The 24,544-nt window shown below is 74.3% G+C and carries 17 protein-coding genes; 4 read left to right on the top strand and 13 right to left on the bottom strand.

All coding sequences use genetic code 11. The annotated features are described in order from the left end of the window. The first annotated feature begins 43 nt into the window (after positions 1-43). A complete protein-coding gene (locus tag CLV72_RS01595) occupies positions 44-235 on the top strand; it encodes a hypothetical protein (protein ID WP_106237947.1) in 192 nt (63 codons plus the stop codon). Positions 236-358: 123 nt separating this feature from the next. Here the strand turns inward: CLV72_RS01595 and CLV72_RS01590 are convergent, their stop codons facing one another. The 9 genes from CLV72_RS01590 to CLV72_RS01550 are packed head-to-tail and all read right to left on the bottom strand — an operon-like array spanning position 359 to position 9,765. Continuing rightward, positions 359-1,741, bottom strand: coding sequence for an alkaline phosphatase family protein (locus CLV72_RS01590; RefSeq protein ID WP_106237943.1), 1,383 nt, complete (start codon positions 1,739-1,741; stop codon positions 359-361). Continuing rightward, a complete protein-coding gene (gene eboE / locus CLV72_RS01585; RefSeq protein WP_106237940.1) occupies positions 1,741-2,916 on the bottom strand; it encodes a metabolite traffic protein EboE in 1,176 nt (391 codons plus the stop codon). Before eboE ends, CLV72_RS01590 begins: the two co-directional genes overlap by 1 nt. Positions 2,917-2,919: 3 nt before the next feature. After that, positions 2,920-3,831 carry a TatD family hydrolase gene (locus CLV72_RS01580; protein WP_106237937.1) on the bottom strand — a complete coding sequence of 304 codons (912 nt, stop codon included), beginning with the start codon at positions 3,829-3,831 and terminating at the stop codon, positions 2,920-2,922. Next, the gene (locus CLV72_RS01575; RefSeq protein WP_245929805.1) at positions 3,831-4,715 is read right to left on the bottom strand and encodes an EboA domain-containing protein; all 885 of its coding nucleotides are present in this window, start codon (positions 4,713-4,715) and stop codon (positions 3,831-3,833) included. The genes CLV72_RS01580 and CLV72_RS01575 overlap by 1 nt, the downstream gene beginning before the upstream one ends. Then, positions 4,712-5,602: a sugar phosphate isomerase/epimerase family protein gene (locus tag CLV72_RS01570; RefSeq protein ID WP_106237934.1), complete on the bottom strand. Its 891-nt coding sequence runs from the start codon at positions 5,600-5,602 to the stop codon at positions 4,712-4,714. The genes CLV72_RS01575 and CLV72_RS01570 overlap by 4 nt, the downstream gene beginning before the upstream one ends. Further along, entirely contained in the window at positions 5,599-6,501 is a 903-nt protein-coding gene (locus CLV72_RS01565; protein WP_106237930.1) for an SCO3242 family prenyltransferase, read from the bottom strand. Before CLV72_RS01565 ends, CLV72_RS01570 begins: the two co-directional genes overlap by 4 nt. Next, entirely contained in the window at positions 6,498-7,670 is a 1,173-nt protein-coding gene (locus CLV72_RS01560; RefSeq protein ID WP_106237926.1) for an inositol-3-phosphate synthase, read from the bottom strand. The genes CLV72_RS01565 and CLV72_RS01560 overlap by 4 nt, the downstream gene beginning before the upstream one ends. Next, a complete protein-coding gene (locus CLV72_RS01555) occupies positions 7,667-8,473 on the bottom strand; it encodes a hypothetical protein (RefSeq protein ID WP_211302656.1) in 807 nt (268 codons plus the stop codon). The genes CLV72_RS01560 and CLV72_RS01555 overlap by 4 nt, the downstream gene beginning before the upstream one ends. After that, positions 8,470-9,765, bottom strand: coding sequence for an ROK family transcriptional regulator (locus CLV72_RS01550; RefSeq protein WP_211302655.1), 1,296 nt, complete (start codon positions 9,763-9,765; stop codon positions 8,470-8,472). The genes CLV72_RS01555 and CLV72_RS01550 overlap by 4 nt, the downstream gene beginning before the upstream one ends. A 647-nt stretch (positions 9,766-10,412) precedes the next feature. Here CLV72_RS01550 and CLV72_RS01545 point away from each other — a divergent pair. The 3 genes from CLV72_RS01545 to CLV72_RS01535 all read left to right on the top strand — a co-directional run bounded on the left by CLV72_RS01545 (position 10,413) and on the right by CLV72_RS01535 (position 15,565). After that, positions 10,413-11,393, top strand: coding sequence for a sugar phosphate isomerase/epimerase family protein (locus CLV72_RS01545; protein WP_106237922.1), 981 nt, complete (start codon positions 10,413-10,415; stop codon positions 11,391-11,393). Between the two features lie 157 nt (positions 11,394-11,550). Continuing rightward, positions 11,551-14,370 carry a PQQ-dependent sugar dehydrogenase gene (locus CLV72_RS01540; protein ID WP_211302654.1) on the top strand — a complete coding sequence of 940 codons (2,820 nt, stop codon included), beginning with the start codon at positions 11,551-11,553 and terminating at the stop codon, positions 14,368-14,370. Positions 14,371-14,587: 217 nt separating this feature from the next. Beyond that, positions 14,588-15,565, top strand: coding sequence for a hypothetical protein (locus CLV72_RS01535; RefSeq protein ID WP_106237919.1), 978 nt, complete (start codon positions 14,588-14,590; stop codon positions 15,563-15,565). Between the two features lie 90 nt (positions 15,566-15,655). On the opposite strand, the gene CLV72_RS01530 is transcribed toward CLV72_RS01535, so the two are convergent. The 4 genes from CLV72_RS01530 to CLV72_RS01515 form a co-directional block, all read right to left on the bottom strand. After that, entirely contained in the window at positions 15,656-17,176 is a 1,521-nt protein-coding gene (locus CLV72_RS01530) for an AAA family ATPase (RefSeq protein ID WP_106237915.1), read from the bottom strand. Between the two features lie 50 nt (positions 17,177-17,226). Next, complete coding sequence (locus tag CLV72_RS01525) at positions 17,227-18,708, bottom strand: ATP-binding protein (RefSeq protein WP_106237911.1); 1,482 nt, start codon at positions 18,706-18,708, stop codon at positions 17,227-17,229. A 30-nt stretch (positions 18,709-18,738) separates the two neighbouring features. Beyond that, positions 18,739-19,932, bottom strand: a complete 1,194-nt coding sequence (locus CLV72_RS01520; RefSeq protein ID WP_106237908.1) for an ROK family transcriptional regulator — start codon at positions 19,930-19,932, stop codon at positions 18,739-18,741. Positions 19,933-20,163: 231 nt separating this feature from the next. After that, a complete protein-coding gene (locus tag CLV72_RS01515) occupies positions 20,164-24,486 on the bottom strand; it encodes a ThuA domain-containing protein (RefSeq protein WP_170140839.1) in 4,323 nt (1,440 codons plus the stop codon). Positions 24,487-24,544: the final 58 nt, after the last annotated feature.

The following is a 24,544-nucleotide window of genomic DNA, read 5'->3' as shown; positions in this document are numbered from 1 at the left end:
GCGAAGGGTCGGCACACGATCCGCACTTTGCCAGAATGGCACCATGAAGCCGAACGGTCCCGACGGGACGCACGAGCCGCCGAACGCCTTCGCCGCGGGCCGGTCGCCGGAAGCCACCGAGGTGGCCGATATGGCGGCGTACCTCGACGGCTACACGCCGCCGACCGGAACCGGGCTCAGCGTCGGCGACGCCGTCGCGGCCGTACGCGCGGCGCGGGAGGACCGGGCGCGGTGACGCGGACGCGAGTGTGATCGTGCCGCCAGACGGTTCCCCGACCTGGCGGATGGGAAAGAGCCGGGACGGCGGGGGCCTCGGCCGGGGGCGTGCGCTCGGCGCGCCTCCGGCCGGGCCCCGCCGTCAGGCCGACCTCGCCGGCGCCGGCACGCCGGCGAGGTCGAGCATGAGGTCGCGGACCTCGGCGGCCGCGAGGCGGTCGCGGGCGAGGGAGCGGTCGGTGCAGATGAGCACCGGTCCGTCGGCCGGGTCGGCGGGGAGCCGGCCGTGGGTGCCGCGGACCCAGCGGGGGTCGAGCGGGACCACGTCCATCGCGTAGCGCAGGCCGACGGCCTTGCGGGCCAGGTTGAGTCCCGCGCGGAGCTTGGCGGTGCGGTCGGCGGGGTCCATGAACAGCTCGGCCGGGTCGTAGCCGGGCTTCTTGTGGATCTCCACGCCGCGGGCGAAGTCGGGGGCGCGGGCGTCGTCCAGCCAGTAGTAGTAGGTGAACCACGCCTCGGTACCGGCCACCAGCACCAGCTCGCCGGCCCGCTCGTGGTCCAGGCCGTACTCCGCCTGGCCCGCGCGGTCGAGCACCTGGTCGACGCCGGGGAGGGCGGCGCACAGCTCGGCCACCCTGGGCACGTCGGCCGGGTCGGCGACGTAGACGTGCGCGACCTGGTGGTCGGCGACCGCGAAGGCGCGCGAGGTCCACGGGTCCAGCAGCTCGCGGCCGTCCTGCACGTACACCTCCAGCAAGCCCGCCTCGCGCAGCGCCCGGTTGACGTGCACGGGCTCGCTGGCGCGGGTGATGCCGTACTCGCTGAGCACCACCACCTCGGCGCCCAGCCGCCGGGCGTCGTCCAGCAGCGGGGCGAGCGCGGCGTCGACATCGCGGACCGCCGCCGCGGCCTGCGGGGCGTCGGGGCCGTAGCGCTGGAGGTCGTAGTCCAGGTGCGGGACGTAGCACAGGGTGAGGTCGGCCTGGGGCAGCAGCCGGCGGGTGGCGGCCACGATCCACTCGGTGGACTTGATGGAGGCGGTGGGGCCCCAGTACTGGAAGAGCGGGAAGGGGCCGAGCGCGCTGGTCAGCTCGTCGTGCAGCTCGGGCGGGCGGGTGTAGCAGTCGGGCGACTTGCGGCCGTCGGCGTGGTAGACGGGGCGCGGGGTGACGGTCCAGTCGGTGCCGGCGCCCATCGCGTACCACCAGCAGACGTTGGCGGTGCGGAAGTCCGGGCGGTGCCGCCGCGCCGTCTCCCACACCTTCTCGCCGCCGACCAGCCGGTTGTGCTGGCGCCAGAGGAAGACCTCCCCCAGCTCGCGGAAGTACCAGCCGTTGCCGACGATGCCGTGCTCGCGCGGCGCGGCGCCGGTGAGGAAGGTGGACTGCACCGAGCAGGTCACGGCGGGCAGCACGGTCGACAGCTCCGCCTGCCAGCCCTCGGCCGCCAGCGCGCGCAGCCGCGGCGCGTGCCGCAGCAGCGCCGGGGTCAGGCCGACGACGTCGACCACCAGGAGCCTCGGCATCACACCACCTCCAGTCCGAGGGCGGTCAGCCGGTCGCGCACCCAGGCCAGCTCGTCCGCCAGTCCGGCCACCAGGCCGGCGTCGTCGGCCGGCCGCCGCCCCTCGGGCAGCACCGACCAGGTGTAGGTCTCGACCTCGATGTGGTCGGTGAGCGGCGCCGGGCCGCCGAACAGCGCGCCGAGCGCGTCGGCCAGGTGCCGCTGGGTGCCCAGCAGCGGCGCGGCGGGCGGGGCGTGCACGGGCACGTGGAAGTGCACCCGCCACGGCCCCTTGCCGGGCAGCGCGCCCGGCCCGTCCAGCGCGTCCGGCAGGTCGTCGCGGGAGGCGAGGACGGCGGCGTCGGGCTCGGACTCGCGCACCTGGTGCAGGAAGCGGTCCTCGGCGAAGGCGCCGAGCGCGGCGCGCACCGCCGGGTCCGACGGGTCGGCCGCCTCGATCGCCGCCGACGCCTGCACCTTGACCACCGGCAGCCCGGCATCGGCCAGCCGCCGCAGCGCGGGCCCCGGCTCCTCGAAGCCGACCGCCAGGTGGCAGGTGTCCAGGCAGACGCCGATGTGCTCGCCGCCGAGGCCGGCCAGCCGCCGGGCGGCGTCGTAGGTGTTCTCCACCACGCAGCCGGGCTCGGGCTCCAGCGCCACCCGGATCGGCCGGCCCTCGTGCACGGCCAGCTCGGCGAGGCGGTCGGCCAGCCGGCGCAGCTGGTCGCGGGCGATGGCGGCGCGGGCGCCGTCCCAGGGCTCCCGCCAGGCCAGCGGGAGGGTGGAGATGCTGCCGCGGCGGGCGTCGTCGGGCAGCAGCCGGGCCAGCACCCGGGCGCAGTCGAGGGTGTAGTCCAGCCGCTCGGGCCGGGTCCAGTCGGGGTGGTACACGTCCTTCTTGACGCGCGGCGCGTGGAAGCCGGTGTAGGGGAAGGCGTTGAGGGTGACCACCTCCAGGCCGTGCGCCTCCAGCGCGGTGCGCAGCCGGTCGACCTCGGCCGGCTCCTCGGCCAGCCGGGCGGCGGCGGGCGCGGGCAGCCAGAGTCCGAGCCCGGCCCTGGCGGTGCCGAGCGCGGCGCGCACCGCGCCGCCGTAGCGGCGCAGCTGGTCGATCAGCCCGTCGACGGTCTCGGCGGGGTGGACGTTGGTGCAGTAGGCGAGGTGGACGGTGCTGCCGTCGGGGTGCCGCAGTCGCACTGCTCAGCCCTCCCGCGCGGCGGAGTCGGGGCGGGCGCCGCGCAGCACCGAGTTGCCGGCGAAGGTCGCCGCCGGGTCGAGCGGGGCGGGCGCGCCTGGAGCGGCGGCGCCCGTGTCGACGCCGTCCAGCAGCAGCCGCCCGCTCTGGCCGTAGAAGGCGATCGGGTTGCGCCACAGCACCTGGTCGACGTCGTCCTCGGTGAAGCCGTGGGCGAGCATGGCCGCGCCGGTCTTGGCGGTCTTCAGCGGGTCGCTGCGCCCCCAGTCGGCGGCGGAGTTCACCAGCACCCGGTCCAGGCCGCGCTCGGCCAGGATCCGCACCATGCGGTGCTCGTCCATCTTGGTGTCGGGGTAGATCGAGAAGCCGAGCCAGCAGCCGGAGCCGTCGACCATCTCCACGGTGGTCTCGTTGAGGTGGTCGACCACCACCCGGTGCTCGGGCACACCGGAGGCGGCGACCAGCTCCAGGGTCCTGCGGGTGCCCTCGGCCTTGTCGCGGTGCGGGGTGTGCACCAGCACCGGCAGCTCGTGCTCGGCGGCCAGGGCGAGCTGGTGCCGGAAGGCCTTCTCCTCGTCGGAGGTCATCGAGTCGAAGCCGACCTCACCGACGGCCACCACGCCGTCCTTGGCCAGGTAGCGCGGCAGCACGTCCAGCACGCCCGTGCAGCGGGGGTCGTTGGCCTCCTTGGGGTTGAGCGCGATGGTGCAGTGGTGGCTGATGCCGAACTGGGCGGCGCGGAAGCGCTCCCAGCCGACGAGGCCGTCGAAGTAGTCGCAGAAGGAGCCCGTGCCGGTGCGCGGCTGGCCGAGCCAGAAGGCGGGCTCGACCAGGGCGCGCACCCCGGCCGCGTACATCGCCTCGTAGTCGTCGGTGGTGCGCGAGGTCATATGGATGTGGGGGTCGAAGATGCGCATCAGTCCAGGTCCTCCTTGCGGGAAACGCTGGCGGGGCGGTGCGAGGACGCGAGGGCCTGCTCGGCCGCCGCGCGCTGGTCGGGGTGCGGCGCCCGCAGCAGTTCGACCAGGCCGGAGGCGTCGACGGCGGCGGGGTGGCGGTCCAGCACCCGCCAGACGTCGGCGGGCACGTCGCGGCCGGCCGCCGCGCGCTCGACGGCGTAGCCGGCCAGCATGCGGGCCAGCTCGGCGTCGGCCCTGCGGTCCAGGCCGGCCACCGCGTCCAGCGGTACGCCGACGAACAGGCACTTGAGCACGCCCTGCCGCCAGGCGTCGGCGTCCAGATGGCGGGCGGCGTAGGGGCCGAGCGCGGCCGCGACCAGCCGCACGTCGTTGGTGCGCAGCGCGTCGGCCACCAGGGGCAGCGCGGCCGGCCCGATGGCGTCGGCCGGGTCGACGGTGTCCGCCGTGTCCGCCGCCTCGGCGGCCGATCCGGCGTCGAGCACGGGCAGCGCCCGCAGCACGGCGCGCTTCTCGTCGGCGTCGCCGAAGCGGTACAGCGCGGCCACCTCGGCGGCCAGCGGCGGCAGCGGCCCGCCGCCCACCAGCGGGTCGGCGTCGGCCGCGCCGGTGTGCGGGCCGCGTGCGGCCAGGCCGTGCCGGAGCGCGGCGAGCAGCACGGCGCGGGCCTGGTCGTCCAGGGTGGGCCCGGCCAGGCCGCCGGGGTCGGCGGGGTCGGCGGGCCCCCGCGCCACCGTGCGGGCGGCGGCCGGGAAGCGGACCGCCACCCGGGAGGGCTCGGCGGCGATCTCGGCGGCCTGCCCGGCCAGCCGCTCGCGGGCGTCCAGGGCGAGGTCGGGGGCGAGTTCGGCGATGCGCTCGTCGATCCAGCCGGGGCGGGTCACGGCGCCGCCTCCCGTCCGGCCGGGGCGGCGCCGGCCGGGCGGCGCGCCTCGGCGCGGGCGGCCGCGGCGCGCAGCGCGTCCAGCGAGCGGGCCGCCACGGCGGGGGCGGCGTGGCCGTGCCGGGGCAGCTCGACGGCGGCCAGGCCCCGGTACCCGGCCTCGGTGAGCGCGGCCAGGGTGCCGACCAGGTCGACCTCGCCGGTGCCCAGCTCCAGGTGCTCGTGCACACCGGGCCGCATGTCGTCGACCTGCACATTGGCCAGCAGCGGGCCGGCCAGCCGCACCGTGTCGGGGCCGCTCCTGGGCTCGTTGCAGACGATGTGGCCGATGTCGAGGGTGATCCGCAGCCACTCGGGCCCGCCCAGGCGGCGGCGCAGTTCGAGCACGTCGTCCAGGGTGGCCGCGAACATGCCGGGCTCGGGCTCGAAGGCGCAGACCACTCCGGCGCGCTCGGCCTCGGCCAGCACGGGCGCCACCCCCTCGACCAGCCGGCGCCAGCCCTCCTCGGCGGGGGTGCCGCCGGGCAGCACGCCCGACCAGAAGGAGACGGCCTCGGCGCCGAGGTCGGCGGCGACGCGCACCGCCCGGACCAGGAAGTCCACCCGGCGCTCCCGGCCCGACTCCGACACCAGGGTCGGCTCGTGCTTGCGCCAGGGGTCGAGCAGGTAGCGGGCGCCGGTCTCGACCACCACGGCCAGGCCCAGCTCGCCGAGCCGCTTGGCCACGGCGGCGGTGCGGGCGGCCAGGCCGGGCGCGAAGGGGTCCAGCCGGGAGTGGTCCAGGGTGAGGGCGACGCCGTCGTAGCCCAGGCCAGCGATGACGGCGAGGGCGTCGTCCAGGCTGTGGTCGCCGAAGCCGTTGGTGCCGTAGCCGAAGCGCAGGGTCATGTCGGCGACACCGCCTTGGAGGCGGCGCGCGCCACCGGGGCGGCGGCCACCAGCGCGCAGGCGGGGCCGACGGCGCCGGAGCGGGCCAGCAGCGCCGCCTGCAGCGGGATCAGCCCGCGCACGCCGGTGCCGGTGGCGGCGCGCACCGTGGCGGCGTCGGGTGTGGCGGCGGCGGCCGCCTGGGCGCCGCCCACCGTCGCGGCGTAGTAGCCGGCGAGGGCGCCCGCCGCCAGGGAGGGCAGCACGGCGGCCCGGGTGCGGTCGGGCCGCCGTGCTGGTATCGCGGCCAGCAGTGCGCTGGCGATGGTGCCGGCCAGGGCGGCGCGGCCGGTGGCGGGCGAGCCGCCGTGCACCTCGCCGCGGCTGAGGGTGGTGACCCCCGCGGTGTGCACGGCGACGGCCAGCGCGGGCAGCGCCGCGGCGCGCGGCCGGTGCGCGGCGCCGAGCAGGACGTCGAGCCCCCGGGTGGCGGCCATCGCGGCCGGGCCCAGCGGGGTGTTCTTGGCGACGAGGTCGTAGGCCCAGACGGTGGCCGCCAGCGGCACGGCCACCCGCAGCCCGGCCCGGCCCGCGCCGAGCCCGGCCGCCGCCACCCCGGCGCCGGTGAGCCCGGCGGCGAGGCCGAGCGCGGTGCCGGGGCTGACCCGCCCGGACGGGATGGGGCGCTCGGGGCGCTCCTTGGCGTCCAGCTCGCGGTCGGCGTAGTCGTTGAGGGCCATGCCCGCCCAGTACAGGAAGGTGGAGGCGACCGGCAGCAGCCAGGCGCGCCGCCCGCCGGACCAGCCGGCCGCGGCCGCGCCGGCGAGGGTGTCGCCGGGCACGGTCAGCACGGCGGGCAGCCGCACCAGTTCGGCCAGGTCGCGCGGGGAGGGCGGCCCCGGGCGGGCGGGCGCGCTCACGCGGCGCCCTCGGCGCCGAGCCGCGCGCACCACGCGGTGAGCGCGTCCCACTGGGCGGGCAGCCGGTGCTCGTCGCTGCCCGCGGGGTCCTTGAAGAAGAAGCCGAGGGCGGCGAGCGGGCCGGTCTCCCCCGCCTCCTGGGCGCGGGCGGTCAGCCGGACCAGGTCGAGCACGAGCGGGGCGGCGAGCGCGGAGTCGCAGCCGGCCCAGGTGAACTGGAGCGACATCCGCACGCCCAGGAAGCCCTCGAAGGAGACGTGGTCCCAGGCGGTCTTCCAGTCGCCCAGGTCGGGCACGTAGTCGATGTGCAGCGGGCCGTCGACGGGGTGGCCCAGCATGGACTCCAGGCCGCGCGCCTTCGAGACGGTCTTGCTGGCGGCGCTGGCCGGGTCGGCGAGGGTCTGGCCGTCGCCGCCGCCGAGCAGGTTGGTGGACGACCACGAGCGCACCCGCAGCGCGCGCATGGTGAACAGCGGGGCCAGCATGGACTTGAGCAGGGTCTCACCGGTCTTGCCGTCGGAGCCGGCCCACGGCAGCCCGCGTTCGCGCGCCAGCTCCGCCACCGCGGGAACCCGCGGGCCGGGGCTGGGGGTGAAGGCGACCACCGGGCAGCCGGCCCGGAAGGCGGCGTAGGCGTACAGGGAGCTGGGCGGCAGCGGCGCCTCGCCCGCGTCCAGCGCCCGCTCCAGGGCGGCCAGGGAGTCGAGCCGGGGGTCCTCGGCCAGCGGCGGCTCGGTGCTGGAGACGTCGACGACGATCACCCGCCGCAGGCGGTGCTCGGCCTGGAAGGCGCGCAGGTCGGCCTCGATCCGGTCGGCCGCCTCGCGCTGGGTGGCGTCGGTGGCGGGGCCGGCGCCGGGGCGCAGCCGGGCGTCCACCTCGGCCAGCTCGCCGGCCAGCACCTCGGGGAGCCTGGCCGGGAGCACGCCGCCCTGCGCCAGCATCTCGGCCCGCTTGGGCAGCGAGGTGCCGCTGACGTCGTGGCCGCCGATCAGCAGCTCGCCGACGTCGGGCAGCCGCGCGGCGGCCACCTCGGGCAGCTCGGCGACGCAGCCGGTGCCGCCGCCCGGGCCCGCTATCCCGTCGCGCAGCGCGAGCGCGCCCACCGTGGCGGTGGTCGCGACCGATCCGCGCGCGCCCACGAACCAGACGCCGGTGGTGGGGGTCATTGGCGCTCTCCCTCGGGGTTGGTGGTCGCACCGCCGCCGGGGGCGGCGGGCATGCTCTGCGGCTCGCCGCCGTCGCCGCCGTCGAGGGCACCGCTGCCCTCGGGGGCGGAGTCGGCGGACATGGCGCCGGACTCGGGGTCCGCGGGCAGGTAGATGTGGACGTGGCCGTGGCCGGTGTCGATGCTGGCCTGGTCGAGCTGGGTGGCCCCCACCGACCAGGCGCGCAGCGCCTGGTCGCGCAGGTCGGCGGCGAGCAGGACCAGCCGCTCGCGCCGCTCGCCCTCGGCGGCCAGCGCCTCGTCGTAGGCGCTGACGGATGAGGCCAGCAGCTCCACGCCCGAGCGCAGGCCGCCCCAGGCGACGTTGTGGGCGGTGGAGCCGGACGGCGGGGTGGCGAAGGGCTCGGCGGCGGCGTCGACCGCCTCCTGCCAGCCCGCCACCTCGTCGGCGCCGGCCGGCTCGCCCGCGGGGGCGGCGCCGTCGCCGCCGGGGGCGGGCAGCACCCGGCCCAGGCCCTCGAGGACCGGCAGCAGGTCCTCGCGGGTGCCGGCGGCCAGTTCGCCCAGCGCGCCGACCTGGGCGCGGTCGCGCTCGGCCTCGGCCGCCTCCAGTTCGGCGACGCGCTCGGGGTCGGGTCCCGCGGTCTGCGCGGCGCCGTCCAGCCCGACCAGCGCCGCGATCAGCCCGGCCAGCACGATCGCGCCGGCCACGGCGGCCAGGGCGACCCTGCGGCGGCGGGCGGCGGGGGCGGCGGTCCGGACGGCGGTGCGCCGGGGGCGGACGGGTCGCTGTGCGGTGCTCATGACGGACCTCCGGGGGCGAGTACGGCGCGGCCGTCGGGCGAGGGCTCGGGAGCGGTCTTGGGGACCAGGGTGGGATCGTCGAAGACGGCGTCGAGCGCGGTGCGGGCGCCGCCGAGCACGGCGGCGCCGGAGCCGAGCGTGGACAGCTGCACCCGGCAGCCGCCCGCGCCGGGCGCGAGCACCCGGGCGTGCAGTTCGCGGGTGAGGGGGCCGGTGAGCCAGCGGCCCACCGCGCTGAAGTAGCCGCCGAGCACGAGGACGTGCGGATTGAGCATGCTGACCAGGATCGCGGCTCCGGTGCCCAGCCAGGCGCCGACGCGCTCGATCGCGCCGATCGTGCGCGCGTCGCCCGCCTCGGCGCGGCGGACCAGCTCCGCCACCCGCTCGTCGCGGCCCAGCGCGGGGTCGCAGACGGGGTCGTCGGGGTCGGCGGCGGCGGTGAGCAGCGCCTTCATGCCGACCACCGTCTGCCAGCAGCCGCGCGCCCCGCAGGCGCACGGGAGCCCGGCCGGGTCGAGCGGGAGGTGGCCGACCTCGCCGCTGAAGCCGCGGGCCCCGCGCAGCAGCCGGCCGCCGGTGACGGCGCCGCCGCCGATGCCGGTGTCGCCGGTGAGCAGCAGCAGTTCGTCGCGGTCGGCCGGGTCGGCGACGGAGTACTCGGCGAGGGCGGCGAGGTTGGCGGCGTTGCCGACGCGCAGCGGGTAGGTGGGCTGGCCGAGCCGGCCGGACAGCTCGTCGGCGAGCGGGACGGAGCGCCAGCCGAGGTTGGGGGCGACGGCGACCACGCCGGTGTGCGACTCGACCAGGCCGGGGACGGCGATGGTGAGCCCGGCCGGCACGCCGGGTCCTGCGGCCACCCGGTCGTGGCACTCGGCCACCAGTTCGGCCAGCCGGTCGAGCACGCCGTCGGGGCCGAGCGAGCGGGCCGGCAGCGGCACCCGGCTGCGGGAGACCTCGTCGCCGCGGAAGTTCAGCACCAGGGCGGTCAGCGCGTCGGCGTCGACGGCGATGCCGATCCCGCAGACGTGCCGGCCGTCCAGCTCCACCGGCTGGCCGGGGCGGCCCATCGAGCTGCGCTCGGCGGTGCCGTCGCGGACGAGGGCGCGATCGGTGAGTTCGGCGACCAGGCTGGAGACGGTCGCCTTGTTCAGCCCGGTCTCGGCGGCGATGCCGGCCCGCGAGCGGGGGCCCTCGTCGCGCAGCCGGCGGAGCACCATGGAGAGGTTGTGCCGGCGGACCCCGAGCTGGTCGGCCGCTGAGAGACGCCGGCCGGGCTGCGCATCGTATCCCACGCGGCACCTCCCCCAGACCGGACCGGGTGTGCGGACACGCACCGTGGTTATGGCGCGGGTCACAACACTTTGTCGGTTGGCTCAACAAACTAGAGAGGGCCCGAGCCGCGGTCAAGGTTTCCACCGAATCTCATCCCGGTTGCGCGGCGGTGACGGTGTCCGCGCCCTTCGCCCGCTATGCCAGGACGTGCGGGTACATCCATCCTGACCTGTGCTGACCTGCGCGGCCCAGCCGTGCGCCCGGACGGCGGGCCGACTCGTCACCGTCCGCGACCGACTCGGCGCGCTCAGAACCCGCCCCTGGAATGACCGGTCAACTTTGGCAAGCCTGTGAACAAAGATTGAATCCGTCCCGCGAAAGACATTCCCTATCCGGGGCTGTGTGGGTAATCTCCTGCTTGCACTCAACGACTCCGTCACATCGGAGTCTCAGCCCGTGGTATAGGCCGTCTCCCGACACCGACGTTCTCGCCGATCCGCAGCTCTCGCCACTCTCGCCGATCCGTCGCTCTCGCCGCCTCCACCGTCCGGCCCGCCCGCGCGGGCCAGGACCCGCACGCGTCCCGTCCCGCACGGCGCCCGCCCGCTCCGGCGCGTCCTCCCGCTCGCCCGTCCGCCCTGTTCCCACCCGTCGCCCAGGAGTAGCCATGGCCCGCAGCGCACGCACCCCGAGCTCCAAGAGCCTTGAGTTCGACCGCCGCGCCTTCCTCAAGACCGTCACCGCGAGCACGGTCGCCGTCAGCGCAGGAGCAGCACTCACCGCGGCCGCGGCCGGACCCGCCCACGCGGGCGGCCGGCTGCTGCCCCCGGGCAAGATCGGCATCCAGCTCTACAGCATCCGCGACAAGGTGAACTCCCTCGGCTTCCGCGCCGTCTTCGAGGAGCTGGCCCAGATGGGCTACGCCGAGGTGGAGTTCGCCGGATACACCCAGGGCGGCGTCGGTCCGATCACCGTCCCGGAGATCAGGCGGCTCCTCGACGACAACGGCCTGCGCGCGGTCGGCAGCCACGTGACGATCAACGGCCTGCGCAACAATCTGGACGCCGAGCTGGACAACGCCGAGATCCTCGGGATGCGCCACATCGGCACCCCCCAGGCCCCCACCGACGTCAACACCGTGGACGGCTACCGGGCGGCGGCCGAGGAGTTCAACGCCTGGGGCGAGGTGGCCGCGGCGCGCGGCCTCAAGCTCTACCAGCACAACCACGCCGGCGAGTTCGCCTTCGCGCAGGACCAGCCGCAGGTGCGCCTCTACGACGTGTTCCTGGAGAACACCGACCCCAGAGCCGTCTTCCTGGAGATGGACATCTACTGGGCCTTCGTCGGCCGGCACCTGTACCCCGGCTTCGAGCCGATCGACTACGTGACGGCCCACCCGCGCCGCTACCCGCTGTTCCACGTCAAGGACGGCGACACCAACCCGAGCAACCCCAACGGCTACGACATCATCGAGTTCGGCGCCGGCGACCTCCCCTACCAGGAGTTCTTCAGCACCATCCGGGCCCGCGGCTTCCACCCCATCTGGGAGCAGGACAACGCCGGCTCCACCGCCGTGCCGCCGCACCCCGTCAACTCGCTCGGCAACGCCGAGCGCAGCTACGACGCGATGGTCCGGCTGCGCGGCTGACCCTCCCGCTCCCTCCGCCTCACCCGTTCCTCCCAGGCGGCGCGCCCGGCGCGCCGCCGCGCGGCCGGTCCACCGTGCCCGCGGCGGCCGCCGCGGCCGCCGCCCGGCCCGCAGCCGGAACGGACTCGTCCCGTATGCCGACAGAAGGAGACCACCGGTGAAACCCACTGCCAGGCCGCGCCGGGCGGGGTGGGCCAGGCGCCTGACCGCCCTGGCCGTGACCCTGCTGATACCGCTGGCCGGCCTGTCCGCCACGGCCGCCCCGGCGAGCGCGCACGACGAGGCGCTGCACTGGGAGAACTACGAGCGGGTGCTGCTGAGCGAGAGCGTCGGCGAGCCCATCGACCTGGCCGTCATGCCCGACCTCAGGGTGCTGCACACCGCGCGCAACGGCGACGTGCGGCTGACGGACCCGTCCACCGGCATCACCCGGGTCATCAACCGCATCCCGGTCTATGCCAACTCCGAGGACGGGCTCCAGACCATCGCGCTGGACCCCGACTTCGCCGAGAACGGCTGGGTGTACATCTACTACGCGCCGCCGCTGGACACCCCGCAGGGCAGCGCGCCGCAGACCCTGCCGGCCGGTGAGGACGAGTCGTACTGGGACCGGTGGCTCGGCTACAACCAGCTGTCCCGCTTCCAGTGGGACGAGGAGACCGACTCCCTCGACCTGTCCACCGAGCAGGAGATCATCCAGGTCGAGGTGCAGCGCGGCCAGTGCTGCCACGTCGGCGGCGACGTCGGCTGGGACGCCGAGGGCAACCTCTACCTGGCGACCGGCGACAACACCCCGGCCAGCACCCCGGGCGCCAACGGCTTCGCGCCCAACAACGACGCGCCGAACATGAACCCGGGCTTCGACGCCCGCCGCGGCGCCGGCAGCACCGCCGACCTGCGCGGCAAGATCCTGCGCATCACCGTGCAGGAGGACGGCAGCTACACCATCCCCGAGGGCAACCTCTTCCCGGCCGGCGAGTACGACCCGGAGCAGGCCCGCCCCGAGATCTTCGTGATGGGCGTGCGCAACCCGTTCCGGATGGACGTCGACCCGCAGACCGGCGGCGTGTACTGGGGCGACTACGGCCCCGACAGCGGGGTCGCCAACGACCAGCGCGGCCCGATGGGCTACGTCGAGTGGCAGAGCACCAGCACCGACCGGCCGCTCAACGCGGGCTGGCCCTACTGCCACGGCCCCAATGCCAACTACAACGAGTGGGACTTCGCGACCGGCACCCCGGGCGAGTTCTTCGACTGCGAGGCCGGGGCCGAGAACAACTCGCGGCACAACACCGGCCTGGACGTGGTCCCGCCGGCCACCGCGCCGCAGCTGTACTACGGCGACCAGGACACCCACCAGCCGTGGCCCGAGCTGACCGCCTTCGGCGCCGGCACCGGCCAGGGCCCGATGGGCGGCCCCGTCTACCACTACGACACCGAGAGCGACAACCCGTACCGGTTCCCCGCGTACTGGGACGGCAAGGTCTTCTTCAGCGAGTTCTCCCAGGACTACGTCGCGGCCTTCACCCAGGCCGGGCCCAATGCCGAGGTGACCGCGATCGAGGACGTCTTCCCGCGCGCCGAGCAGCTGTCCCAGGGCCTGCCGCCGTGGGAGAACCCGATGGACATCGAGTTCGGCCCCGACGGCTCGCTGTACGTGCTGGAGTACGGCAACGGCTTCTTCCGGGAGAACCCCGAGGCCGGGCTGTACCGGATTGACTACGTCGAGGGCAACCAGTCGCCCCGCCCGTCGCTGACCGCCACGCCCACCGGCGGGCCCGTCCCGCTGGAGGTCGCCTTCGACGCGAGCGGGTCGACCGACCCCGAGGGCGCCGAGCTGACCTACGAGTGGGACTTCGACGGCGACGGCACCTTCGACGCCACCGGCCCCACGGCCAGCCACACCTACACCGAGGAGGGCCTGTTCAACGCGATCCTGCGGGTGAGGGACCCCGAGGGGCGGATCGGGCTGGCCTCCCGGGCGATCACGCCGGGCAACACCGCGCCGACCGTCACCATCGAGACACCGCCGGCCGGCGGATTCTTCGAGTGGGGCCAGGAGGTGCCCTACGAGGTGACCGTCACCGACCCCGAGGACGGCGACGCGATCGACTGCGCACGGGTCACCTGGCAGCTCGGCCTGGGCCACAACAACGACCACGCCCACCCCGGCCCCACGGGCAGCGGCTGCACGGGCGTCTTCCCGACCAGCACCGACTCCGACCACGGCCCGACGGAGAACGTCTACGCCGCGATCGTGGTCCGCTACACCGACAGCGGCGCGGGCGACGTCCCGCCGGCCACCACCGAGGTGAGCCTGCGGCTGCTGCCCAAGTACCGGGAGGCCGAGCACGCCGCGCCGACCAGCGGGGTGGAGGTCGTCAACGACGACGACGCCAGCGGCTTCCGGGCCGTCACCTCGCTGGACCCCGGTGACTGGATCGCCTACGACGACGTGAACCTCACCGGGATCGACGGGGTCACCCTGGCCGCCTCCTCGGCGGCCGGCGGCACCGTCGAACTGCGCTGGAACGCGCCGGACGGGCCGGTGGTCGGCACCGTCGAGGTCGGCGCGAGCACCGGCTACGAGAGCGTGTCGGCCGAGTTCACCGACCCGCCGACGGAGACCGGCACGCTCTACGCCACCTCCACCGGCGGCGTCGACCTGGACGCGTTCACCTTCCGCGGCAACGGGGTGGTGCCGGCCGCCTCGGCCGCCGACGCCCTGGCCGACCTGACCGCGGAGTTCGGCGAGCACGTCGCGGCCGGCCACGTCGACCGCGCCACCGCCAACCCGCTCAGCACCCACCTGTCCACCGCGCAGCGGCACCTGGACCGGGGCGAGACCGCCCTGGCCGAGCGCTCGCTGCGGCGGTTCCAGGAGGGCATCCGCGGCGGCGGGATCGCCGACTCGGCCATGGCCGAGGACCTGTACTGGGCCGCCGACCAGGTCATCGACGGTCTGTCCGAGCAGTAACCCATGGTGACGGGCTTGCCACGCCCGCGTCCTCGCGGCCTCGCGGGCGTTGGCAAGCCTTCACCGAAGCGCTATGGCGCACCGGCCGAAGCATCCACCACAATGGCCGCATCACTGTTCTCGCCTGCCGTACGGGCCTCCCCGCCGACCCGTCCGGCCCCCCTCGGACTGCCATCCGGCCGTCCGTCCTTTCTCACCAACAAAGGAAAGATGCTCGATGCGCAGACGCACCACGATCGTGACCGCCGCGATGCTCGCGGCCAGCGGCTTCGCCTTCGCGGCGCCGGCCAGTGCGGACCTCGACACCCGGTGCATCGGTACGGCGGGGGCCGTGACGGTGCCGGGTGACCTCTTCGTCCCGGCCGGCCGCTCCTGCGACCTCACCGGAACCACCATCCAGGGTGACGTCCGCGTCCAGGCCGGGGCCGACCTCCTCATCACCGGCGGCACCATCGAGGGCGCGGTCACCGTGCAGCAGGACGGCTACTTCGACGCGGTCGAGACCGCCGTCGGCGGCGCGGTCACCCTGCGCGCCGGCTTCGGCGCCTACCTGGAGTCCAGCGAGTTCGCCGGCAACGTGCGCTCGGTGACCGTCGACGGCGCCGCGGTCGAGGGCTTCCTGATCTCCGACGGCTCCGCCGTGGGCGGCAACCTCGACGCCCGCACCGGCGACCTCTTCGCCGAGTCCTCCACCGTCGGCGGCAACCTCATCGCCGACGGCACCGTCTACGCCGACGTCTTCGACGTGGTGGTCGAGGGCAACCTCACCGTGCGCAACGGCAACGAGTACGGCAGCGTCGTGTGCGGCAGCGAGGTGTACGGCAACGGCACCTTCTCCGCCAACACCGGCGCCCTGCAGATCGGCGCCGCCACCCCGCTGGCCGAGTGCGACGCCACCAGCTACTGGAACCGCAGCGTCACCGTCACCGGCAACACCGGCGGCGTGACCATCGACCAGAACATCATCCGCAACAACCTCACCGCCACGGGCAACGACCCGGTGGCCGCCGTCGGCTCCGACAACCGCGTCCGCGGCGAGATCATCGGCGACACCACCCCCCTGCGCGGCTCGATGACCGGCGTCCGCGCCCTGCGCGCCACCGCCGACCGCGACGCCGCCGCCCTGGCCGACGCGGAGACCCGCCGCACCGACGCCGAGGCCGCCGCCGCCCAGGCCGGCCCCGCCGCCCTGTAGCGGACCCCCGCACCGAGTAACACCCCGGCCGGGTGGGACGGCGCGAGCCGCCCCACCCGGCCGCCGGCGTTCACCAGGTTCGTTCGGCCGTCAGGCCCGCTCGACCGGAGCGTCCCCGTACAGGTGCTCCATGCCTATGAGCAGCACGTCCTGGCGGTGGAGCGCTTCGGCCCGGACCTCGTCGGTGAACCCGTTCGCGCTGAACAGCCCGAGCGGGGCGTCGGCGGCGTCGTGACCCGAACGATTGAGCAGCTCGCGGATGTGCTCGAGCCGACGCAGCTGCTCGATTCCCGGCGGCCGGTCACGCGCCTTGGCCTCGGCGACGAACGCCACACCGGCGCCCGCGGTTCGCGGCCGGGCGCCGCGAACCAGCCCCAAGACGTCGATCTCATGGCTGGTCCGGTGCTCCTTGCAGGGCAGTGTCGCCGGACCGGCCCCGCCCGTTTCCAAGCCGGCCTCGCGACGCCCGTAGCGCACCGTCCACTCGGCGGCGATCGCCTCCAGATGAGGACCGAGAATCTTGGACTTGACCGTGTGCTGAGCGTCATGCCAGACGTCCGCCGCCCGTCCGGCCTCCAACTCGGCCAGATACGGCTCGATGACGAGGTGGTGCAGCCGCATCACCGGATCGGCCACCGCGATCGCAGGTCGCCGGTCGAGCAGAAGGTCGTGCCGACGCTCGATGAAGCCCGCCGACTCCAGCATCCGGAGCTGGTAGCTCAGCGAGCTGGTCGGCCGGCCGAGCAGTCCGCCGATCTTCGCCGGGGCGCTCTCGCCCGCGGCGACCGCGGCCAGCAGTGAACTGTAGACGGCGGTGTCCCGTATCCGCGGATCTTCATGGATCACGCGGTTGGCCTCGTCGAAGAGCGGGACGGTCGGCCGGAGGACGTTGCGGACCATCCATCGGCCGATGCCCTCCGGGTCCTCAGGGATCCGCGGTACGGGGACCAGTTCGCGGTAGCCGGGCGTCCCGCCGATGAGCGCGTTGTGGGTGAAGGCCGTGTTCGGGTCGGTGATCCCCCAGTAGGAGCGGGCGTCCCGGAAACCGAACGGCGTCACCCGCATCTCGAGCGCGCCGCGCCCGCGCAGCGCCTTGGTCCCGGACAGCAGATCCGCCATCACCGAGATCGCCGAGCCGCACAGCACGAGGCGCAGCGGGGTCCGCCCGCCCGTCCCTCCCGGGCCGATCTCGTCATAGAGCGCCTGCACGATCGAGGGGAGGCCCGGGGTCGTGTGAGCGAGGTAGGGGAACTCGTCGAGTACCAGCATGGGGGCGCCGACGCCCTCATGCCGCCTGTCCGCCATCACCCGGGTGGCGTAGGTGAGCGCGTGCTCCCAGTCGTTGAAGGCCAAGGCGCCCGTCGGCTGCCCCAGCCAGGTGGCGAACGAGTCGGCGAACCGGCGTAGCGCTATGGATTCCGTCTGCTCCGTCGCGAGGTGGTAGAGGCCGCCGGCCGCTTCGGCGAGGCGTCGCAGCAGGTACGACTTCCCCTGGCGCCGCCGTCCGTACACGATCGCGATCCGCAGCCCGGGAAGGTCGGAGGCGGTGAAGTCGGCCAGGTCCGCCCATTCATCGTCTCGGTCGAAGACGTCATCAGGTTTCGAGAGCAAGCGACCTCTTAGCGTTAACGTACTTAATATAAGTACGTTAACGCTAACAGCTACCAGGCGCCGACCACCTCGTCCGGCCCCCAGACGAGGTCCACCGCGTCCGCGCCGTCCCGCAGGTCCGTTCCGGACAGCGAGACGACCGCCAGGCCGGTCTTGCCCGGCACCGCCCCCGGCACCTGGGCCGACACCTTCACCAGCTCGGCCAGGTCGTGCCGGTCGAAGGGCTTGCGCAGCCATGTGATCGAGCCGGTGGCCAGGACCCTGCGGGCCACCGGCGCCCGGTCGGCCGCCACCACATCGATCTCAGGGTCGAAGTGCCGGTTCCACCAGCCGCCGACCGCTTCGACGCCGTCCCACGGCAGCGCCCCCGACAGCGCCGCCAACTCCAGGGACTCGCGGACCAGCGGCTCCACCGCGCGGCCGCGCCAACTCGACCAGCGCCGCTCGACCAGCTTGAAGGCCGCGTCCGGCCGCCCGCGCCGCGCCTGCTCCTGCGCACGCCGGGTGGCGGCCAGGTACAGCCGCAGCCCGCTGTCGGCCACCCGGTACAGGGCCGGCTTGCCCGCGGCGGTGGACAAGGGCTCCTCCACGGCCAGCACCCGCTTGTCGGCCACCAGGCGGCGCAGCAGCGGTGAGAGCGTCCCCGAGGGCAGCGCCCCCTGCCGGCTGCCCGCGGTCGCCGCGATGGCGGCGTGGGTGCGGTCGCCCTCCCCCACGGCCTCCAGCACCCGACGCGCGTGGTCGGGAGCGGGGAACTCCGCCGCCAGCACGGACTCGGGCACGCTGAACAGCGGTGAGGCCGGATCGGCGCACTCGGACTCCAGGTAGGCGAGCGCGGGCGTGCCCTGCGGCCAGCCGCGCAGCATCCCCGGCAGGCCGCCCGTGACGAGATGGGCGTCGATCGCGTCGGCGGCCGCCAGCCCGGTCGCCCGCGCCGTCTCGGCCGGGTTGAGCGGGCCGAGCACCATGGTGTCGGCGCGGCCGAAGAACGGCCGGTCGTAGGCGGTCAGCCGCTCCATCATGTGGATGTCGCTGCCGAGGAGCAGCAGCAGTACCGGGCGCCGCGACAGCAGCCGGTCCCAGGCCGTCTGGAGGGCGCCGTCGAAGATGTCGTCCTGCTCGGCCAGCCAGGGCAGCTCGTCCAGCACCACGACGGCGGGTGATTCGGGCAGCGCGGCCGCCAGGACCCGGAAGGCGTCCGGCCAACTGCCGGCCGCGGAGTCGGGCACCCGTTCCCGGTCGGCGAGCCCGGATTCCCGCAGTTCGGCCAGGAAGGCGGCGACGGACTCCACCGGCGAGGCGCCCTTGGTGGCGGTGAAGTACAGGTAGGGAACCCGGCTCCGGTCGCAGAACTCCTGGACCAGCCGCGACTTGCCCACCTGGCGGCGACCGCGGATGGTGACGGCGGTACCGGCTCCCGAGGCGGCGATCCGGTCCAGGCGCTTGCGCAGCGCGTTCAGCTCGGCTGAGCGTCCGACGAACTCGGTGGCGACAGTGCACCCCTCAGGTAGATCGGATCTACGTAGATTCAATCTACCAAAATGGCGGTGGGCGGAGCGGCCTCACCGCACCGCGTACAGCACGTCGCTGATCAGCCGGGCCGCGCCGATGACGCCGGCCTCCTCGCCGAGTTCGCTGAGCACCACGGGGAGGTTGCTGGTGGCCAGGGGCAGGGAGCGGCGGTAGACGCCGCCGCGGATCTCGGCGAGCAGCAGGTGGCCGAGCATGGCGACGCGGCCGCCGATGACGATCAGGCCGGGGTTGAAGAAGGAGACCAGGCCGGCCAGGACCTGGCCGATGCGGCGGCCGCCGTCGCGGACCATCTGGATGGCCTGGGGGTCGCCGTGGGCGGCGGCGATGCCGACGTCCTCGGCGGTGAGGGTGCCCTGCTCGCGCAGCCGCTCCTCCAGGACCGGCGAGCGGCCGCCCCGGGCGGCCGACATGGCGTCGCGGGCCAGGGCGGAGCCGCTGAAGAAGGCTTCGAGGCAGCCGGTGTTGCCGCAGGCGCAGATGGGGCCGAAGTCCTCGACCCGCATGTGGCCGATGTCGCCGGCGCAGCCGTCGACGCCCCGGTAGAGCTGGCCGTCGATGACGATGCCGCAGCCGATGCCGGTGCCGATCTTGACGAAGAGGAAGCCGGGGGCGGTCTTGGCCACCCCGGCGTGCTGCTCGCCCATGGCCATCAGGTTCACGTCGTTGTCGAGCAGCACGGGGCAGCCCAGTTCGCGGGCCATGGTGTCGCGCACCGGGTAGCCGTCCCAGCCGGGCATGATCGGCGGCGAGACCGGCAGGCCGCCGTTGAAGTCGACCGGCCCGGGCACCCCGATGCCGGCGCCGGCCAGCTTGGCGACCTCCTGGCGGGCGGCCAGCTTGCGGGTCAGCTCCAGGGCGAGGGCCAGCACCCGCTCGGGGCCGACCTTGACGTCGATCTCCTCCGACGCCCGCGACAGCACGGTGAGCCGGCCGTCGGTGATGGCGACGTTCACGGAGGTGGCGCCGATGTCGATGCCGGCGAAGCGCAGCCCGGAGCCGAGGTCGACCAGGGTGGAGCGGCGCCCGCCGCGCGAGGCGGCCGGGCCCGCGTCGCTGACCAGGCCCAGTTCGGCGAGCCTGGCCGTCTCGGCCGCCACGGTGGTGCGCGAGACCACCAGCCGGTCGGCCAGCTCGGCACGCGACAGCGGGCCCTCGTCGCGGAGGAGGCCGAGGATCTTCGCCTGGGTGCGGCTCTCGGCCCGGCCCGCGAGTGACGTCACCATGCCCGAATTCTGCCACCAAGCTGCAGTCTTTTCACTATCACTGGACAAAGTGCCGGATCCGTCCGGTTCGGGCTGGTGGGAAGGGCCCTGCGGCGGCGGCGCCGCGCGCCGCCGCCGGCGCGCGGGCGCGCACGGCCAGGCCCCGGTGCCGGGGAGGGGCCGGCACCGGGGCCCGGGGAGGCCGGGGGGCGGCGGGCCGACCGCCCCCCGGTGGGAGGGGAACCGCCGGGATCAGTCGCCGCCGGCCGGCTCCTCAGGGCTTCCGAGTGCGCGCAGCGCTTCGGCCGTGGCCAGCAGCGCGGCGCGTGCGTCGGGGTCGCTCACCTCCTCGGCGACCTCGGCGAAGCGGTCCAGGGCGTCACCGGCCGCGTCGGCGGTGGCGGCGTCCCCGGACAGCCGCTCGGCGGTCTCCAGCTGGGTGAGCATCCGCCGCTCCTGGGACCGGGTGACCAGCCCCTCCTCGGCGAAGGCGGCCACCTGGGCGGCGGCGCTCGCGTAGCTGACCGGCTGCTCCAGGGTGAAGTCGGCGAACTCCACCCGGCTGGTGGCGGTGGCGCTGTGCGCGGTCACCGCCATGCCGATGTCCTGGGCGGCCGCCGCCGACTCCACCGTCACCTGGCCGACCTCGGTGAAGGTCTCGCCGTCGGTGCTGTAGGAGCCGGTGTAGACCGAACCGGACCGCTCCAGCCGCAGCCAGGTGGGGTGCTCGGTGCTCACCCCGGCGAAGATGGAGTTGTCCAGCTGCCCGTTCCCGTCGGCGTCCCACAGCAGCTCGGGACCCTCCGACGCGGTCAGCGTCATCGCGACGTACCCGCCCGAGGCGCCGGGCGCGGTGGCGTCGTTGCGGACCAGGATGCCGCCCTTGGCCCGGGCGTTGGAGACGGTCTGGGAGTCGACGCGGACGGTGGCGGTGAACTCCTCGCCGACCGCGCCGGGCTGGTAGATCGCCCCGTACTCGTCGACGCCCTGCCACATGTTGCCGCCGCCGGAGTCGATCACCCAGTTGCTGTCGCCGTACTGCTCGAAGGACGCGTCGGTGTTGCTGAACGTCGTCCAGGGCGCCCTGACCTCGTTCGAGCCGACCTGGATGTCCACCCCGCGCGAGTGCGCCTCCGCGCCGGACCCGCTGGTGGCGTGCGCCTCCAGCGTGTGCCGGCCGTCGGGGGCCTCCCAGGCCACCTCGTAGGGCGCCTCGGTGTCCTCGCCGATCAGGGTGTCGCCGGCGTAGAACTCCACCGACGTGATCCCGTTCAGCGCGTCGCTCGCCTCGGCCGCGACCGCGACGGTCTCGCCCGACTCGAACACGGCGCCCGGCTCGGGGCTGGTCAGCGAGACGTGCGGACGGGTGTCGTCCGCGACGCCCTGCCCGACGAACTCCACGAAGTTGAGGTGGAAGGAGTCCCCCTCCGCTCCGCGGAACACCAGGTAGAGGTCGATGGTCTCCTGGGTCGCCTCGCTCAGGTCGACGCTGACGTCGCGCCAGGCGTCCCAGCCGCCGGTGGACGGCACCTCGGCGGTGCCGAGCAGCTCGCCGTCCACACCGTTCGCGCGCAGCTCGATCTGGCCGCCGCCCGCGCCGGAGGCGACCCGGAACACCGCCTGGTCGATACCGGTCAGGTTGACGGGCGAGTACGAGACCCACTCGCCGCCGGTGATCCCGCTGATGTGCCTGCCGCCGCCGGCGGGGTCGTTGGTGTCGGCGGTGGCGATGCCCTCGGAGTCGGTGAAGTACTCCGCCTGCTTCAGCTTGGGCTGCAGCAGGACGGTGGCCTGGCCGGTCAGCGGGTCCACGGCGCCGTCGGCGCCGCCGGAGTCGGTGTACTCGGCGGACAGGATGTAGAAGAGGTTGGCGTCGGCGCCGTGCCCGTCGTCGGCCAGCGTCTCCACCCCGGCCGAGCATCCGGTGTACTGCCCGGTCTCGTGGCCGTGGGCGTCGTGGCCGAGTTCGGAGACGATGGTCACGCCCGAGCAGTCGATCGTGCCGTCGGCGGTGGATCCGTCCTCGGCGTCGGTCACCGTCACCTCGGTGGGCACGGTGTCGCCGAAGGCGAAGAAGCCTCCGTCCGGCGGCAGGTCGAAGACCACCTCCGGCTCGGTGTTGCCGACCGAGATCGGCACATTGGCCGTCGAGGTCCGCCCGGCCGAGTCGGTCGCGGTGAGGTGCGCGGTGTAGTTGCCGGCCTCGGTGTAGGTGTGCGCCGGGTTCGCCTCGGTGGAGGTGGCGCCGTCGCCGAAGGCCCACGAGAGCGTCAGCGTCTCGCCGGGATCCGGGTGAGCGGTGCCCTCCGAGGAGAACTGCACCTCCAGCGGCACGCCGCCGCTGTCCGGTTCGGCCGAGGCTCGCGCCACCGGGTACTGCTCGCCGCCGGTGTAGTCGATCCGGTAGAGGCCGGACTCGCCGCCGGTGCCGAAGCCCGCGCCCCACTCCAGCAGGTAGAGCGCGCCGTCAGGACCGAACTCCATGTCCATCGGGTAGTTGAACGGCATCTCGGGCACGAAGCCGGTGATGTCGCGGACGTTGAACTCGTCGTCGAGGCTGATCTCCTTGATGTAGTGCCGGCTCCACTCGTAGAGGAACGCCTGTCCGTCGAAGTACTCGGGGAACTGGCGTCCGGACTCCACTTCGGGGTCGTAGCGGTAGACGGGGCCGGCCATCGGCGCCGCACCGCCGGTGCCCAGCTCGGGCCACTCCTCCGACTCCCCGTACCCGTAGTGGAAGCCGGGCGCCACCGAGGGCGGCAGCTGGGTGAGGCCGGTGTTGTTGGGCGACTCGTTGACCGGGTTGGCGCAGTCGAAGGGCTCGCCTGAGGTGCCGGTGGCGAAGTCGAAATCGTTGTAGGGGATGTTCGGGCCGTGGCAGTAGGGCCAGCCGTAGTTGCCCGGCTCCTGGATGGCCTCCCACTCCACCAGCCCCTCGGGACCCCGGTCGGGGTTGGTGGTGCGCGCGTCGGGCCCGTAGTCGGCCATCAGCACGGTGCCGGTCTCCGGGTCGACGTCGAAGCGGAACGGGTTGCGGAAGCCCATCGCGTAGATCTCGGGCAGTGCCAGCTCGGGATCGTAGGTGCCGCCCGGGAACAGCTCGTCGTAGGCGCCGCCGTTGAACAGGTTGTCCTCGGGGACGGTGTAGCCGCCGTCGGCGGTCGGGGTGATCCGCAGCAGCTTGCCGCGCAGGTCGGCGGTGTTGGCCGAGGTGCGCTGCGCGTCCCAGGGCTCGCGGCCCTCCCGCTCGTCGATGGGCGAGTAGCCGTCGGAGGCGAAGGGGTTGGTGTCGTCGCCGACGCCGATGTAGAGGTCGCCCTCGGGCCCGAAGGCCAGCCCGCCGCCGGTGTGGCCGGGCTCCGCGGTGACCCGCGTCGCCGGGATCTCCATCAGCACCGACTCCGACTCCGGGTCCATCTCGCCGTCGGTGACGGTGAAGCGCGACACCCGGCTGAACCAGTTCTCCGGGTTCGCGTCGTCCTCGCTGGCCGGGGCGTAGTAGAGGTAGACCCAGCCGTTGTGCAGGAAGTGCGGGTCCAGGGCGAGGCCGACCAGGCCGTCCTCACCGCCGGTGTAGACGTCCACGGTGCCCACCTCGGAGCTGAGGTTGGTCGTGGGGTCGAAGACCCGCAGCTGCCCCTGGCGCTGGATGTAGAACACCCGGCCGTCGTCGGCCACGTCCAGCTGGACGGGGTCGTAGGTGTCGTCGTCGAGGGTGACCTTCTCGTAGTTGTCCCAGACGGTGCCGCCGCAGTCGGCCGGCACCACGCCGGCCGCGCTGCGCACCCCGCCCAGCAGGTGCTCGGCGAACAGCGGCTCGGCGTAGGCCGCGGTGGGGTGCCCCATCGAGGTCGCCCAGACCCGCGCCTCGCCGACCTCCCGGCACCAGGAGATGGGGTGGTCGTGCCCCATCGCGTCGGGTCCCGGGTTGTAGGTGGTCTCGTCCGCGGTGACCAGGACGTGCACGTCGCCGCGCATGTTGAAGTCGAAGTTGTACCACTCCTCGCTGCGCTCCCAGACCTCGGGGAGGCCGGCGGTGGAGGGGTGCGCGTTGTCGGGCACCAGCGCGGTGCCGGGCAGCACGCCCGGGGAGTGGCTGGGCATGTGGGCGCCCGCGTTCACCAGGTCGTCCCACCAGGGGAACTCGTTCTCGATGCCCATGTCGGTGGCGTTGTGCACGGCCGCGATGCCGCCGCCGTTCTCGACATAGGTCTGGATGGCCTGGCGCTGCTCCTCGGTGTCCCAGACCATGCCGGAGGTCTGGAACATGATCACCACGTCGTAGCCGGCCAGGTCCTCGTCGTTGAAGACGGCGGCGTCCTCGGTGTGCTGGACCTCGAAGTTGTGCTCCTCGGCCAGCTGCTCGAAGAGCGCGACTCCGGCCGGGATGGAGTCGTGGCGGTAGCCGGAGGTCTTGGTGAACAGCAGTGCGCTGAACTCCGGGTCAGCGGGTTCGGCGTTCGCGGGGACCGCGGTGAAGGCGGTCATCATCAGCAGGGAGATCAGGAGGGCGCCGAGTCTTCGCAGCGGCGCGGAGCGCCGTGGACGAGTCGGCCGGACTCGCGATGCAGGCATGGGAGAACCTCAACCGGTCGGGTGGGACAGGGGCGGTTCGTGCGGCGTGCCGGCGCCG

The organism is Allonocardiopsis opalescens (assembly GCF_003002095.1).
In the GTDB taxonomy this organism is placed as follows: Bacteria; Actinomycetota; Actinomycetes; order Streptosporangiales; family Streptosporangiaceae; genus Allonocardiopsis; species Allonocardiopsis opalescens.
The sequence above is the reverse complement of the archived record's forward strand: the minus strand, read 5'-3'. Positions and strand labels throughout refer to the sequence as shown.

Coding starts and splice junctions, on each gene's coding strand:
- CLV72_RS01595 (WP_106237947.1), top strand. CDS start 44: ATGAAGCCGAACGGTCCCGACGGGACGCACGAGCCGCCGAACGCCTTC.
- CLV72_RS01590 (WP_106237943.1), bottom strand. CDS start 1,741: ATGCCGAGGCTCCTGGTGGTCGACGTCGTCGGCCTGACCCCGGCGCTG.
- CLV72_RS01580 (WP_106237937.1), bottom strand. CDS start 3,831: ATGCGCATCTTCGACCCCCACATCCATATGACCTCGCGCACCACCGAC.
- CLV72_RS01570 (WP_106237934.1), bottom strand. CDS start 5,602: ATGACCCTGCGCTTCGGCTACGGCACCAACGGCTTCGGCGACCACAGC.
- CLV72_RS01560 (WP_106237926.1), bottom strand. CDS start 7,670: ATGACCCCCACCACCGGCGTCTGGTTCGTGGGCGCGCGCGGATCGGTC.
- CLV72_RS01555 (WP_211302656.1), bottom strand. CDS start 8,473: ATGAGCACCGCACAGCGACCCGTCCGCCCCCGGCGCACCGCCGTCCGG.
- CLV72_RS01545 (WP_106237922.1), top strand. CDS start 10,413: ATGGCCCGCAGCGCACGCACCCCGAGCTCCAAGAGCCTTGAGTTCGAC.
- CLV72_RS01535 (WP_106237919.1), top strand. CDS start 14,588: ATGCGCAGACGCACCACGATCGTGACCGCCGCGATGCTCGCGGCCAGC.
- CLV72_RS01520 (WP_106237908.1), bottom strand. CDS start 19,932: ATGGTGACGTCACTCGCGGGCCGGGCCGAGAGCCGCACCCAGGCGAAG.
- CLV72_RS01515 (WP_170140839.1), bottom strand. CDS start 24,486: ATGCCTGCATCGCGAGTCCGGCCGACTCGTCCACGGCGCTCCGCGCCG.